Genomic DNA, 13,656 nt, shown 5'->3' on the forward strand with positions numbered 1-13,656 from the left:
CCGTCTCCGACACGCTGCTGGCTGGGTGCTGGGTGTGTTAAAAGGGGACCCCTGCTCTACCGGAGGCGTTAACAGGGGGCCCTTCCTTGCACCTCAGTCGACGCGGAGGCGGTAGCCGCGTTTGACCACCGTCTGCACCACGCGCGGGGCCTTAAGGCCGGCCCGCAGCCGGGCCACCGCCATCTCCACGGCGTGCTCGTCGGCGCCCCGTGGCAGCGTCCGCAACAGGGCGGTACGCGACAACACCCGGCCCGGGGTCTGGGCCAGGGCCCGCAGCACCGCCATCGGTGCCGGGGCCAGCGGACGCAGCTCGCCGTCCACCACCGCGGCGTGACCCCGCAGGGTGAGCAGGTGCCCGGCGACCTTGATGGTCACCGTTCGTCGGGGCAACTCGTCGACGATCGTGCGGACCAGCGCGCCGAGCCGGGCCCGGCTCGGCGCGCTCACCGGCACCCCGCGTCGGACCAGCGGCTCGGCGGTGACGTGGCCGACGCAACTGGCCAGCACGTCGCTCCGCAGGGCGTCCAGCACCGCCTCGGTGCGGTCGCCGGCGGCCCGCAGCAGCGCCTCCGCCGCCGGTGCCGAGGTGAAGGTGACCGCATCGACCAGCCGCCCCGCCACCAGGTCGACCAGCCGGTGCAGCGGCGCCGGATCGGTGGGTGGGGCCCAGCGGTAGACCGGGATCTCGATGACGGTGGCGCCGGCCTCCTCCAGCGCGCGGGTGCACTCCGGCTGTCGCTCACCGTGCAGTTGCATGGCGATGACCTGGCCGGAGACGCCGCGGTGGCGCAGGTGATCCACCACCTCGTCGCAGCTCTCCGAGGCGGGGGACCACTGGTCGTACAGACCGGCCGCCCGGATCGCCCCGCGTGCCTTGGGCCCTCGGGCCACCACGTAAGCGTCGCTGAGGACGCCGCGCAGCGGCTCGGCGAGCCCCCAACCCTCGGCGGCCTCCAGCCACCCGCGCATCCCGATGCCGGTGTTGGCCATCAGGATGTCCGGTGGCCGTTCCAGGCACGCGCGGGTGGCCTCACGCAGCTCGGTGTCGTCCGCGAGCGGCACGATCCGCAGGGCGGGCGCGAGCACCACCCGCGCACCGCGCCGCTGGAGCAGCGCGGCGAGTTCGTCCCGCCGCCGGTCGGCGGTCACCCCGATGGTGAAGCCGGCCAGTTCCTCGCGCATCAGCCCTCCTGTCGCAGCCGCACCTCGACCATGCCGTTGCGGCAACGGACCTCGTGCCGGGCCACCGAAACGCCCGGCAGGTCGAGACAATCCCCCGTGCGCAGGTCGTACACCTGCTTGTGCAGCGGCGACGCGACCGTCGGCACGTCGCCCCGGCTGCCCACGATGCCGCGGGAGAGCACGTACGCCCCGGAGACCGGGTCGAGGTTGTCGATCGCGTGCAGCCCGTCCGCGGTCCGGAAGATCGCCACCTGCACCCCGGCGACGAGGGCGGCGACGCCCCGGTCCGGATCCAGCCGCTCCAACGGGCAGACGGCGACCCAGCTCAGTGTCGTCGCGGCGGTCATCGACGCACCTCCGGCAGGCCGAGCGTGACCGGTTGGCGGCCCGACGCGACGGGCGGTGGGCCGCCGACGGGGACCGGCTGTCCGCGCTCGGTCACGAAGGTGATCGACGGGTCGGGCACCTCCGGCGCGTTGACGAACGAGGTGAACCGGCGTAGCCGGTCCGCGTCGGCGAGCACGTCGCGCCACTCGTCCGAGTAGGACGCGACGTGCCGTGCCATCGCGGCGTCGAGTTCGGTGCAGAGGCCGAGCGAGTCGTCCACGATGACCGATCGGAGATGGTCCAGGCCGCCGTCCATCGCCTCGATCCAGGCGGCCGTGCGTTGCAGCCGGTCGGCGGTACGGATGTAGTACATCAGGAACCGGTCGATCAGGGTGACCAGAGCTTCCGTGGAGAGGTCGGTCGCGAACAGGTCGGCGTGCCGGGGCCGGAAGCCGCCGTTGCCGCCGACGTAGAGGTTCCATCCGGTCTCCGTGGCGATGATGCCGAAGTCCTTGCTGCGCGCCTCGGCGCATTCCCGGGCGCAGCCGGAGACCGCCGACTTGATCTTGTGCGGGGCGCGGAGCCCCCGGTAGCGCAGCTCCAGGGCGACGGCCAGACCGACCGAGTCCTGCACGCCGTACCGGCACCAGGTGGAGCCGACGCAGGACTTCACCGTGCGCAGTGCCTTGCCGTAGGCGTGCCCGGACTCGAACCCGGCGTCCACCAGTCGGCGCCAGATCTGCGGCAACTGCTCCACCCGGGCACCGAACAGGTCGATCCGCTGCCCGCCAGTGATCTTGGTGTAGAGGTTGAAGTCGCGGGCCACCTCGCCGATGACGATCAGCTTCTCCGGGGTGATTTCCCCGCCCGGGATCCGGGGCACCACCGAGTAGCTCCCGTCGCGTTGCAGGTTCGCCAGGAAGTGGTCGTTGGTGTCCTGCAGCGAAGCCTGCTCGCCGTCGAGGATGTGACCGCTGCCGAGCGAGGCGAGGATCGAGGCGACGACCGGTTTGCAGATGTCGCAGCCCCGCCCCCGGCCGTGCTCGGCGATCAGCCGGGAGAACGTCCTGATGCCGCGTACCCGGACGATGTCGAACAGCTCCTGCCGGCTGACGTCGAAGTGCTCGCAGAGTGCCTTCGACTGCACGACGCCGGCCGCGTCGAGCAACTGCTTGAGCATCGGCACGCAGGAACCGCAGCTCGTCCCGGCCCGGGTGCACGCCTTCAGGGCGGCCACGTCGGCGCAGCCACCGGTGATCGCCGTGTCGATGTCCGCGCGGGTCACCGCGTTGCAGGAGCAGACCTGCGCGGTCCCCGGCAGGGCACCCGCGCCGGCCCCCGCCGCGTCCTCACCCGCCAGCAGGGCCAGCGGGGCGGCCGGCAGCGGCCCGCCGACGCTGGCCCGCAGCGTGGGATAGGCGCTGGCGTCGCCGACCAGCACCCCACCGAGCAGCGTCGCCGCGTCGTCGGAGAGGACCAGCTTGGCATACACCCGGGCGGCCGGGTCGGTCCAGGTCACGTCCAGGCAACCGGGCGTCGCACCGTGGGCGTCACCGAAGGAGGCGACGTCGACACCGAGCAGCTTCAGCTTGGTGGCGGTGTCCGCGCCCGGGAAGGTGGCGGCACCGCCCACCAGCCGGTCCGCCACCACCTCGGCCATCGCGTAGCCGGGCGCGACCAGGCCGTAGCAGGTGCCGTCGACCGCAGCGCACTCGCCGACCGCGTAGATCCGCTCGTCGACGGTCCGGCAGGCGGCATCGACCAGTACGCCACCGCGTGGGCCGAGGTCGAGTCCGGCCGCCCGGGCCAGTTCGTCGCGGGGCCGGATGCCGGCGGCCACCACCACCAGATCGGTGTCGAGCACCGCGCCGTCGGCCAGTTCCAGGGCGGCCACCGCACCGTCCGCGCCGGGTCGCAGCGCGGTGGTCGCCACGCCCAGGTGGCAGGTCACGTCCAGATCCTCGACGTAGCGGCGGAGCATGGCACCGCCGGCCGTGTCCACCTGCACCGGCATCAGTCGCGGGGCGAACTCCACCACGCTGGTGATCAGCCCGAGCAGGCGCAGCGCGTTCGCCGCCTCCAGGCCGAGCAGCCCGCCCCCGATCACCGCGCCGGTGCGGCGGTCCTTGGCGTACCGGCGGATCGCCGCCAGGTCGTCCAGGGTCCGGTAGACGAAGACGCCGGTCAGGTCCGCGCCCGGCACCGGCGGCACGAACGGGTACGACCCGGTGGCGAGCACCAGGACGTCGTACGGGTGCTCGGCGACGCTCGTCGTCACCACCTGGCGGGCCCGGTCCACGCCGGTGGCCGGCTCGCCGAGCCGCAACTCGACCCCGTCGTGCGGGGTGTGCAGGTTCAGTTCCTCGGCGTCGGCACCGTCGAAGTACGCCGAGAGCCGCACCCGGTCGTACGCCGGCCGGGTTTCCTCGGCGAGCACGGTGACCCGCCACCGTCCCTGTGGGTCGCGGGCCCGCAGCGCGTCCACGAACCGCTGGCCGACCATGCCGTTGCCGATGACGACCACGTTGCCGCCGGTCATCGCCCCACCTCCACCGGATCCGTTCTGGACAACCAGTCGACGATGCCGGCGACCGCGTCGCGGCATCCGCCGCAGCCGGTGCCGGCCCGCGTCCCCGCGACCACGGCGTCGACCGTGCGTGCTCCGTCCCGCCAACACCGCACGAGGGCACCCTTGCTCACCGTGTTGCACTGGCAGACCGTGGCCGCGTCCGGCATCAGCGCCGGTGACGCGGCCGGTGCCGCGACGGCGCCACCGACGGCCCGGCCGAGCAGCAGCGCCCGCCGGTCGGTGGGCACCGGGTGACCTCGGTCGAACAGCTGGATCACCGTGCCCACCGAGGGGTTGTCGCCGAGCAGGATCGCCGCGGCCAACCGCTCGTCGTGAATGCGCAGCCGGGCGTAGGTGCCCCGGGCCGGGTCGGCGAAGGTCAGTTCCTCACCGGGCCCACCGCTCGGGTCACCCATCGCGGCGAGATCGATTCCGGCCGCCTTGAGCCGGGTGACCACCGGCCGCGGCCGGTACCGGGCCAGGGGGTCCTGCCCGGTCACCACCTGGGCCACCACCCGGGCCTGTGTCCAGGCCGGGGCCACCAGCCCGGTCAGCGTGCCGTCGTGCTGGGCGCAGTCGCCGATCGCGGAGATCCGTCGGTCGCTGGTGCGCAACCGGTCGTCGACCAGCACGCCCCGTTCCACTGCCAGGCCGGCTGCCGCGGCGAGACTCGTGTCGGGGCGTACTCCGCAGGCGAGCACCAGCAGGTCGGCGTCGAGTGACCGCCCGTCGGCCAGGTCCAGGTGCACCCCTGTGTCGTCGGCGCGTACCGCGGTCGGCTCCACCGCCAGGTGGGTGGTCACACCGAGAGCGGCGAGCGTGCCGGCGAGCATGGCCCCGGCGGCCGGGTCGAGCTGACGCTCCATCAGGTACGGCACCCGATGCACCACGCCCACGTCGAGCCCCCGGGTGGCCAGCCCCCGGGCGGCCTCCAGGCCGAGCAGCCCGCCGCCGAGCACCAGGGCGCGGCGGGCGGTACCGGCGAGGGCGAGGATGCGTCGGCAGTCGTCCAGGGTGCGGAACGGGATCACCCGTTCCGGCAGACGCCGCGGGTCGAGCCCGGGCAGCGGGGGAACCACCGCCTGGCTGCCGGTGGCGAGAACCAGATGGTCGTACGGGATCCGATCGCCGTCGTCGGTGCGTACCAGCCCGCTGGCGCGGTCGATCGCGCTGACCGTCACGCCGGTCCGCAGGTCGACCCCGCGCCCGGCAACCTCGGCAAGCTCCACGTCGGACTCACCGATCTTGCCGGTGAGCAGGGTGGACAGCATGATCCGGTTGTACGCGGGGTGCGGCTCCGCGCCGAGCACCGTGACCTTCAGGTCCTCGCCACGGGCGTGCAGTTCCGCAGCCACCCGCGCACCGGCCATCCCGTTGCCGACCACGACGACCCGCTCGCTGCGCCCGGTCATGCCTTCTCCACCCGTACCGCGCAGATCTTGAACTCCGGCATCCCGGAGACCGGGTCGACGGCGTCGTTGGTGACGGAGTTGGCTCGTGCCGAGCCGCCCCAGTGGAAGGGAGCGAAGACGGTGTCCGGCCGGATGCCGGAACTGAGCCGGGCCGGTGCCCGGAACTCGCCGCGCCGGGAGCGCACCCGCACCGGATCGCCCTCGGCGATGCCCAGCCGTTCGGCGAGGTCCGGGTGCAGTTCCACGAACGCCTCGGGGGCCGCCCGACGCAGGGCGGGTACCCGTCGCGTCTGGGTGCCGGACTGGTACTGGGCGAGTACCCGGCCGGTGGTGAAGTGCAGCGGGTAGTCGGCGCAGACCTCCTCGGCCGCCGGCCGGTGCTCCACCGGGTGGAACCGGGCCAGCCCGTCGGGGGTGGCGAAGCGGTCGGTGAAGAGCCGGGGTGAGTCGGGGCCGTCGTCGTCCGGACACGGCCAGAAGACGCCCTCGGCGGTGTCGATCCGGTCCCAGCTGATCCCGGCGTAGTCGGCGATGCCGCCGGCCGAGGCTCGGCGCAGCTCGGCGAAGACCGCGCGCGGGTCTACCGACGGCTGTCGTCCCGGTGCCCGGAGGCGGCCGCTGAGAGCGGCCAGGATCTCCAGGTCGGTGCGGACACCTACCGGTGGCGGACGCAGCGCGCGGCGGCGCAGCACCCGCCCCTCCAGGTTGGTCATCGTGCCGTCCTCCTCGGCCCACTGCGCGGTGGGCAGCACCACGTCGGCCAGCGCGGCCGTCTCGGAGAGTAGAAAGTCGGCTACGACCAGCAGGTCCAGGTCGCGCAGGCGCCCCTCGACCCGGGCGGCGCGGGGCGCGGAGACCACCGGATTCGAGCCGAAGACCAGCAGCGCCCGTGGCCCCTGGTCGGTGCCGAGCGAGTCGAGCAGCTGGTACGCCGGCACGCCCGGCCCGGGCAGCTCGTCGGCGGGTACCCCCCAGACCCGCGCGACGTGGGCACGGGCTTCGAGATCGTCGATGCGCCGGTACCCGGGCAACTGGTCGGCCTTCTGCCCGTGCTCCCGGCCGCCCTGCCCGTTGCCCTGTCCGGTGAGGCAGCCGTATCCGGAGCCGGGACGCCCGGGCAGACCGAGCGCGAGCGCCAGGTTGACGAAGCCGGAGACCGTGTCGACGCCCTTGGCGTGCTGTTCGGCGCCGCGTGCGGTGAGGATGATCGCCCGTTCGGCGGTGCCGAGGGCCCGCGCCGTCTCCTCCAGGTCGGCCACGGGCACACCGGAGAGCGCCTCGGCGCGCGCCGGCCACCAACCCGCAACGGCGCGGCGCACGGCGGTGAACCCGGTGGTACGGGCGGCGACGTAGTCTCCGTCGACGTACCCCTCGGTCAGGGCGACGTGCAGCAGCGCGTTGGCGACCGCCAGGTCGGTGCCGGGCAGCGGTTGCAGGTGCAGATCGGCCTGCCGCGCGGTGGCGGTGACCCGTGGGTCGACCACGATCAGCTTGCCGCCCCGCTCCCGCTGCTCGGTGAGCCAGCGCATGAGCGGCGGCATGGTCTCCGCCGGGTTCGCGCCGACCAGCAGGAGGGTGTCCGCCCGACCCAGGTCGGACAGCGGGAACGGCAGGCCCCGGTCCAGACCGAAGGCCCGCATGCCGGCGGCTGCCGCCGAGGACATGCAGAACCGTCCGTTGTAGTCGATGTGGCGGGTGCCCAGTGCCACCCTGGCGAACCGGCCCAACGCGTACGCCTTCTCGTTGGTCAGCCCGCCCCCGCCGAAGACGGCGACCGCGTCGCGGCCGTGCCGTTCCTGCACGGTACGGATGCCGCTGGTGATCCGGTCCAGCGCCGCGTCCCAACTGGCCGGGCGCAACTCGCCGCTGGCCGGATCCCGCAGCAGGGGAGCGGTCAGCCGCTCCGGGTGGTCGAGCAGTTCCGTCGAGGTCCAGCCCTTCTGGCACAGGCCGCCCCGGTTGGTGGGAAAGTCCCGGGGGAGCACGCTGACCGCATCGGCCTCCTCGCGCAGGATCATGCCGCACTGGAGCGCGCAGTACGGGCAGTGGGTCGCCACCTCCCGGGGCTCCCGCCCCGGGCGCGTCGTCGGCCGTGCACCGTCTGTCATGTCGGCAAAGCGTGCCGTTGGGCAGTTTCCGGTCCGCGTCCCGTTTGTTTCGGCCCTGTCAAGAGCCCCTCACACCGCACGGCGGCTGACGGCAGGCCAGCAGGGCCTACAATATGGAACAGTTTTCCTGCAATATGGGAGGCAGGTATGGACGTCGCCCAGGCTTTCGACGCCGTGGCGGGTGGCTACGACGCCGCCCGCCGTCGGCTGGTCCCCTGCTTCGACGCGTTCTACACCGCCGCCGTGGAGGTGGCCGCGCCACCGCTACGGGCCGCTCTGGCGGCCGGGCGTACGCCCGAGGTGCTCGACCTCGGCGCCGGCACCGGACTGCTGTCGTCGCTGCTCTGCGCCGCCGTACCCGGTCTGAGGTTGACCCTCGTGGACGCCGCGCCGGCGATGCTGGCCGTCGCCGAGGAGCAGTTGACCGGACGGGGCGTGGCGCACCGGGTGGTGGTGGCGGATCTGGGCGACCCGTTGCCTGCCGGCCGGTACGACGCGGTGGTCAGCGCGCTGGCCATTCATCACCTCGACGACTCGGGAAAGCGTGACCTCTATCGACGGGCGGCCGGGGCGCTGGTGCCCGACGGCGTCTTCGTCAACGCCGAACAGGTGGCCGGCCCGACCCCGGAGCTGGACCGCCGCTACCACGAGGTCTGGCTGGCGCAGGTCGCGGCGCTCGGCTCCGACGCCGCCGAGATCGCCGCCGCCGAGCGGCGGATGGCCTACGACCGCCCCGCCCCGGTGGATCAGCAGTGTCGCTGGCTGACCGAGGCGGGGCTGACCGACGTCGACTGCTTCTTCAAGGCGTGGCGCTTCGCCGTGATCGGTGGCCGCGCGCCGGGTGAACCCGGCGCCGCGAGACCGCCGACGGCTGCCTGACCGCAGCTTGATCCCCGGGCTTGAGCCGCCCGAGCGACCCCCGGTTCGGCTCGCGTCCGGACCGTCCATCCTGCCGCTGCCTGCCGGCCAGTCTGTTGTGCGTCCTGTCGAGCTGAACCGGCTGTGCTCTCAAGCAGACGCGCCCGCTACCCGCTACCCGCCGTCCTACCGTCCGCCGCTCCGCCGTCCGGCGTCCTGCCACCCGCCGTCCTACCGTCCGCCGTCCTGGCCGTCCGCCGTCGCTGCCGGCCCTCGGAGCTGGCGATTCGTTTGCGCTATCAGCTCGACAGCGCTGACAGGGGGAGTGCTCGGCCGCGCCTGCGCAACTTCGAGGGGATGACTGAAAGTCATACCGGCGGGTAGTCTGCCGGTATGACAGCCAAGGTGACTCTGTCGTTCGCTGACGAGACGATCGCGGATGCCCGGCGGTTCGCCAAACGGGAAGGGCTCTCGCTCTCCGCCTGGATGGACCAGGCGGCCCGGGAGAAGGCGCTGCGCGAGGTCTTCGCCGCGCACGCCGCCGCGGTCGGGCGTGCCGGGCTGGACCTGGAGGCCGCCTCGCTGGCCGATGCCCAGGAGGTTGGCATGGTCGACGACCTGCTCTTCGGCGGTCCGCCGCGTGCTGCGTAGGGGCGAGGTCTGGCGGATCGAAGGGGCTCGGGAACGCCTCGGCCTGGTGATCAGTTCGGATGTGTACAACTCCACCGCGGTGCCCATCGTGATCGTGGCCGAAGTCGTGGAGGCGGCGCTGCTGCGCGACTCGCCACTGGCCGTGCCGATGGGTGAGCAGGTGGTGATGCCCGACCGCATCTCCTCGCCGATGAAGAAGTGGTTCGCCGAGTGCGTGGACGTCGCCGACGCGGACACCATGCGGCGCGTCGACCGGGCGCTGCGCATCCTCCAGCAACTCTGACAGCAACACCGCGGCGGCACCGCGCTCCTCACCACCGCCGCCGGTCGGTGGTGCGATCCCCGTTGCCCGGCCGACCCGAACGGCGAACGCCGCGGTAACCGCAGCTCCCTAGCTTCTGCGCCATGACCACCACGAGCGTGCAGCCGACGGTAATCGAAGACGAAGACCTGGACCGCCGACCGGGTCGGTGGATCGGGCACTGGGCGCCTGAGGATCCGGGCTTCTGGCGGCGGGTCGGAAGCGGCGTCGCGCGGCGCAACCTCATCTGGTCGATCTTCGCCGAGCACATCGGCTTCTCCGTGTGGCTGCTCTGGAGCATCGTCGTCGTGCGACTCGCCGACTCCGGCTGGCAGCTCACCACCAGCCAGGCGCTCTGGCTGACCGCCGTGCCCAGCGGGGTCGGCGCGCTGCTGCGCCTGCCGTACACCTTCGCGGTGCCGGTCTTCGGCGGCCGAAACTGGACCGTCATCTCCGCGCTGCTGCTGATCGTGCCCTGCGCCGGACTGGCCTGGGCGGTCGAACATCCGGAGATCGGGTTTCTGCCCCTGCTGCTGATCGCGGCGACGGCGGGGTTCGGTGGCGGTAACTTCGCCTCCAGCATGGCCAACATCTCGTTCTTCTACCCAGAGCGGGAGAAGGGGTGGGCGTTGGGGCTCAACGCGGCCGGCGGGAACATCGGGGTGGCCGTGGTGCAGTTCGTGGTGCCCCAGGTGATCGTGCTCGGTGGCGGGCTCGCGCTGGCCCGGGCCGGCCTGATGTACATCCCCCTGGCGGTCATCGCCGCCGTCTGCGCGTACCTGTTCATGGACAACCTGGTCGAGGCCAAGGCGGACGTCGGGCCGGTCTGGTCGTCGCTGCGGCACCGCGACACCTGGATCATGTCGCTGCTGTACATCGGCACCTTCGGCTCGTTCATCGGCTACTCGGCGGCCTTTCCCACTCTGCTCAACTCGGTGTTCGGCCGACCCGACGTCGCGTTGGCCTGGGCGTTCCTCGGCGCGGGGGTGGGCTCGCTGTGCCGGCCGTTCGGCGGTCGCCTGTCCGACCTCGTCGGTGGCGCCCGGGTCACGGTGGCCAGCTTCGTGCTGATGGCCGTCGGTGCCCTGGCCGCACTCTGGTCGGTGGAGCAGCGCAACATGGGCCTGTTCTTCGCGGCCTTCCTGCTGCTCTTCGTGGCCACCGGCGTCGGTAACGGATCGACCTACCGGATGATCAGCAGGATCTTCCAGGTCAAGGGCGAGGAGCTTGGCGGCACGCCGGAGGTGATGCTGGCGATGCGCCGGCAGGCGGCCGGCGCCCTGGGCATCATCTCCGCGGTCGGCGCATTCGGTGGTTTCCTGGTGCCGATCTGTTACGCCTGGGCCCGGTCGACCTACGGGGGCATCCAGCCGGCGTTGCGCTTCTACGTGGGGTTCTTCCTGGTGCTGCTGGTGGTCACCTGGGCGGCGTACCTGCGGCCCGGCAGCAGAATGGCCCGTGCGGGGGTGTGACAGCCGTCATGTCGACCCCGCTGGCACGCCGGCCGGACCCCGTTTTGACCGGCCGGCGGGGCTGCGGGTATCGTTGCCTGCTGTTGTACGACATCTGTGGGCGTGCCGCCTGAGGTACGCTTGGTCGTTCGTGCGCGCTGGTCCGGCTGGGATGTCCTGGTCACCTCGGCGCGCGACCCCAGACCGACGACGAGACAAGGTAGACCTGTGCGTACGTACAGCCCGAAGCCGGGTGAGATCGAGCGTCAGTGGCACGTCATCGACGCCTCTGATGTCGTGCTGGGCCGCCTGGCCACCCACGCCGCCACGCTGCTGCGGGGCAAGCACAAGCCGACTTTCGCGCCGCACGTCGACACGGGCGACTTCGTCGTCATCGTGAACGCGGGCAAGGTCGCGCTGACCGGCAACAAGCGCCAGCAGAAGATCGCCTACCGGCACTCCGGCTACCCCGGTGGCCTGAAGCAGGTCGGCTACGAGGAGTTGCTGACCAAGCGCCCCGAGCGGGCCGTCGAGCTGGCGGTGAAGGGGATGCTCCCGCACAACAAGCTCGGCCGTCAGCTCATCAAGAAGCTGAAGGTCTACGCCGGTGCCGAGCACCCGCACGGCGCGCAGCAGCCGGTGCCGTTCGAGATCAAGCAGATCGCGCAGTGAGCGCGGGCGAAGGAAGCAGCATGACCGACATCACCGCCACCGAGGTCGCCCCCGAGGCCACCGAGGCGCCGGCGCCCGTCGCCCGCGCGCCTCGTGGTGACCGCCCGATCCAGACCGTGGGTCGGCGCAAGGAGGCCATCGTCCGGGTCCGCATCGTGCCGGGTTCCGGCAAGATCACCTGCAACGGCCGTGACCTGGAGGCCTACTTCCCGAGCAAGGTGCATCAGCAGCTGATCAAGGATCCGCTGGTCACCGCCGAGAAGGCCGAGTCGTTCGACGTCATCGCCAACCTGCGTGGCGGCGGCACCACCGGCCAGGCCGGTGCGCTGCGGCTGGCCATCGCCCGGGCGCTGATCGTGAGCGAGCCCGACGACCGCCCGGCCCTGAAGAAGGCCGGCTTCCTGACCCGTGACGCCCGGGTCAAGGAGAGCAAGAAGTACGGCCTCAAGAAGGCCCGCAAGGCTCCCCAGTACTCGAAGCGCTGACCTCCAGCCGCACCTTGTACTTCTGACGGACGGCCGGTCCGCCTCCCCTCGACAGGGGAGGTGGGCCGGCCGTTTCCGTTGCTTCGCGACGAGGCATTCTCTCCTGTATCGGTAGTTTCATCGGAGGTTGGTGGGCATGGGCCGGTTGTTCGGCACGGACGGCGTACGCGGGCGGGCGAATGCCGATCTGACCCCGGAGTTGGCGCTCTCGGTGGCTGTTGCGGCCGCCCACACCCTCGCCGAGTCCGACCGTGGCCGCGCCCCACTGGCCGTGGTGGGCCGGGATCCCCGGGCCAGTGGCGAAATGCTGGAGGCGGCGGTGGTGGCCGGGCTGACCAGCGCGGGCGCGACGGTGGTCCGGGTCGGTGTGCTGCCCACGCCGGCGGTGGCCTTCCTCACCGCGGAGGCCAAGGCGGACCTCGGGGTGATGCTGTCGGCCTCACACAACCCGATGCCGGACAACGGGATCAAGCTGTTCGCGGCGGGTGGGCACAAGCTGCCCGACGAGATCGAGATGCGGATCGAGGCGGCGATCGAGGCCAACGCCACCACCGCCTGGAAGCGCCCGGTCGGTGCGGGGGTGGGCCGGGTGCACGACCTGCTCGACGGCGCGAACCACTACGTGCAGCACGTCGCCGGGACGGCGTCGCACCGGCTTGACGGGATCAAGGTCGTGGTCGACTGCGCCAACGGCGCCGCCGCGGAGGTGGCCCCGGCGGTGTACCGGGAGGCCGGTGCCGAGGTCATCGCGATCAACGCCGAGCCGGACGGGCTCAACATCAACGACGACTGCGGATCCAACCACATCGAGGCGCTCCGCCAGGCGGTGGTGGAGCACGGGGCGCACCTGGGCATCGCGCACGATGGCGACGCCGACCGGTGCGTGGCCGTGACCGCCGACGGCGACGAGGTCGACGGCGACCAGGTGATGGCGATCCTGGCACTGGCCATGCGGGAGGCCGGCACGCTGACCGGGGACACCCTGGTCGCCACCGTGATGAGCAATCTCGGTCTGCGCCTGGCCATGTCCGCCGCCGGCATCCGGCTGGTCGAGACCAAGGTCGGTGACCGGTACGTGCTGGAGGAACTGCGGGCCTCCGGGCTGGCCCTGGGCGGCGAGCAGAGCGGGCACATCGTGATGCCGGCGTACGCCACCACCGGCGACGGGGTACTGACCGGGCTGCACCTGATGGCCCGGATGGCCGCTACCGGCCGTACGCTGGCGGACCTCGCCGGTGTGGTGACCAAGCTGCCGCAGGTGCTGATCAACGTGCCGGTCGGTGACCGCACCGTCGGTGCCGCCGCGCCGGCTGTCCGCGCCGAGGTCGAGCTGGCCGAGGCCGAGCTGGGCGAGACCGGCCGGGTGCTGCTGCGCCCGTCGGGCACCGAACCGCTGGTCCGGGTGATGGTCGAGGCCGCCACCGAGGCCACCGCCCGCTCGGTGGCCGAACGCATCGCCGAGCAGGTACGCAGCGCCAGCCCGGCCTGAGATGTAAGGAAGGGCCCCTTCTTATCGCCTGGTGTATAGGAAGGGGCCCCTATTAGGGCGTGTTTCATAAGTGGGTGCGGAGCCAGCTGTTGATGGCGGCGATGGTGATGGTGGCTTCGTAGCGGACGGCGAGTTTGTCGTAGCGGGTGGC

12 protein-coding genes are annotated in these 13,656 nt (G+C 72.2%); 7 read left to right on the forward strand and 5 right to left on the reverse strand.

From position 1 onward, the window contains the following. Nucleotides 1–93: 93 nt before the first annotated feature. Genes SM447_RS11910 through SM447_RS11930 form a run of 5 tightly spaced genes read right to left on the reverse strand, consistent with a single transcriptional unit; the run spans nt 94 to nt 7,598 of the window. Entirely contained in the window at nt 94–1,182 is a 1,089-nt protein-coding gene (locus SM447_RS11910; protein ID WP_474572781.1) for a uroporphyrinogen-III synthase, read from the reverse strand. Further along, nucleotides 1,182–1,529: a nitrite reductase small subunit NirD gene (gene nirD / locus SM447_RS11915; RefSeq protein ID WP_474572782.1), complete on the reverse strand. Its 348-nt coding sequence runs from the start codon at nt 1,527–1,529 to the stop codon at nt 1,182–1,184. The genes SM447_RS11910 and nirD overlap by 1 nt, the downstream gene beginning before the upstream one ends. Then, nucleotides 1,526–4,048: a nitrite reductase large subunit NirB gene (gene nirB / locus SM447_RS11920; RefSeq protein ID WP_474572783.1), complete on the reverse strand. Its 2,523-nt coding sequence runs from the start codon at nt 4,046–4,048 to the stop codon at nt 1,526–1,528. The genes nirD and nirB overlap by 4 nt, the downstream gene beginning before the upstream one ends. Continuing rightward, complete coding sequence (locus SM447_RS11925) at nt 4,045–5,490, reverse strand: FAD-dependent oxidoreductase (protein ID WP_474572784.1); 1,446 nt, start codon at nt 5,488–5,490, stop codon at nt 4,045–4,047. Before SM447_RS11925 ends, nirB begins: the two co-directional genes overlap by 4 nt. Beyond that, nucleotides 5,487–7,598, reverse strand: coding sequence for a molybdopterin oxidoreductase family protein (locus SM447_RS11930; RefSeq protein ID WP_474572785.1), 2,112 nt, complete (start codon nt 7,596–7,598; stop codon nt 5,487–5,489). Before SM447_RS11930 ends, SM447_RS11925 begins: the two co-directional genes overlap by 4 nt. A gap of 147 nt (nt 7,599–7,745) precedes the next feature. Here SM447_RS11930 and SM447_RS11935 point away from each other — a divergent pair, with 147 nt between their 5' ends. The 7 genes from SM447_RS11935 to glmM all read left to right on the forward strand — a co-directional run bounded on the left by SM447_RS11935 (nt 7,746) and on the right by glmM (nt 13,505). Continuing rightward, a complete protein-coding gene (locus SM447_RS11935) occupies nt 7,746–8,477 on the forward strand; it encodes a class I SAM-dependent methyltransferase (protein ID WP_474572786.1) in 732 nt (243 codons plus the stop codon). A gap of 372 nt (nt 8,478–8,849) precedes the next feature. Next, nucleotides 8,850–9,107, forward strand: a complete 258-nt coding sequence (locus SM447_RS11940) for a hypothetical protein (RefSeq protein WP_474572787.1) — start codon at nt 8,850–8,852, stop codon at nt 9,105–9,107. Beyond that, nucleotides 9,046–9,390 carry a type II toxin-antitoxin system PemK/MazF family toxin gene (locus tag SM447_RS11945; protein WP_474572788.1) on the forward strand — a complete coding sequence of 115 codons (345 nt, stop codon included), beginning with the start codon at nt 9,046–9,048 and terminating at the stop codon, nt 9,388–9,390. Before SM447_RS11940 ends, SM447_RS11945 begins: the two co-directional genes overlap by 62 nt. Nucleotides 9,391–9,512: 122 nt before the next feature. Further along, nucleotides 9,513–10,880, forward strand: a complete 1,368-nt coding sequence (locus SM447_RS11950) for a NarK family nitrate/nitrite MFS transporter (protein ID WP_474572789.1) — start codon at nt 9,513–9,515, stop codon at nt 10,878–10,880. A gap of 207 nt (nt 10,881–11,087) precedes the next feature. Further along, a complete protein-coding gene (rplM, locus tag SM447_RS11955) occupies nt 11,088–11,531 on the forward strand; it encodes a 50S ribosomal protein L13 (RefSeq protein WP_474572790.1) in 444 nt (147 codons plus the stop codon). Between the two features lie 20 nt (nt 11,532–11,551). Next, nucleotides 11,552–12,016, forward strand: a complete 465-nt coding sequence (gene rpsI / locus SM447_RS11960) for a 30S ribosomal protein S9 (RefSeq protein WP_341717606.1) — start codon at nt 11,552–11,554, stop codon at nt 12,014–12,016. Between the two features lie 136 nt (nt 12,017–12,152). Beyond that, a complete protein-coding gene (glmM, locus tag SM447_RS11965; RefSeq protein WP_474572791.1) occupies nt 12,153–13,505 on the forward strand; it encodes a phosphoglucosamine mutase in 1,353 nt (450 codons plus the stop codon). The last annotated feature ends 151 nt before the right edge of the window (nt 13,506–13,656 follow it).

The organism is Micromonospora aridisoli (assembly GCF_056150025.1).

Coding starts and splice junctions, on each gene's coding strand:
- SM447_RS11910 (WP_474572781.1), bottom strand. CDS start 1,182: ATGCGCGAGGAACTGGCCGGCTTCACCATCGGGGTGACCGCCGACCGG.
- SM447_RS11930 (WP_474572785.1), bottom strand. CDS start 7,598: ATGACAGACGGTGCACGGCCGACGACGCGCCCGGGGCGGGAGCCCCGG.
- SM447_RS11935 (WP_474572786.1), top strand. CDS start 7,746: ATGGACGTCGCCCAGGCTTTCGACGCCGTGGCGGGTGGCTACGACGCC.
- SM447_RS11925 (WP_474572784.1), bottom strand. CDS start 5,490: ATGACCGGGCGCAGCGAGCGGGTCGTCGTGGTCGGCAACGGGATGGCC.
- rpsI (WP_341717606.1), top strand. CDS start 11,552: ATGACCGACATCACCGCCACCGAGGTCGCCCCCGAGGCCACCGAGGCG.
- SM447_RS11940 (WP_474572787.1), top strand. CDS start 8,850: ATGACAGCCAAGGTGACTCTGTCGTTCGCTGACGAGACGATCGCGGAT.
- nirD (WP_474572782.1), bottom strand. CDS start 1,529: ATGACCGCCGCGACGACACTGAGCTGGGTCGCCGTCTGCCCGTTGGAG.
- nirB (WP_474572783.1), bottom strand. CDS start 4,048: ATGACCGGCGGCAACGTGGTCGTCATCGGCAACGGCATGGTCGGCCAG.
- glmM (WP_474572791.1), top strand. CDS start 12,153: ATGGGCCGGTTGTTCGGCACGGACGGCGTACGCGGGCGGGCGAATGCC.
- SM447_RS11945 (WP_474572788.1), top strand. CDS start 9,046: ATGCCCAGGAGGTTGGCATGGTCGACGACCTGCTCTTCGGCGGTCCGC.
- SM447_RS11950 (WP_474572789.1), top strand. CDS start 9,513: ATGACCACCACGAGCGTGCAGCCGACGGTAATCGAAGACGAAGACCTG.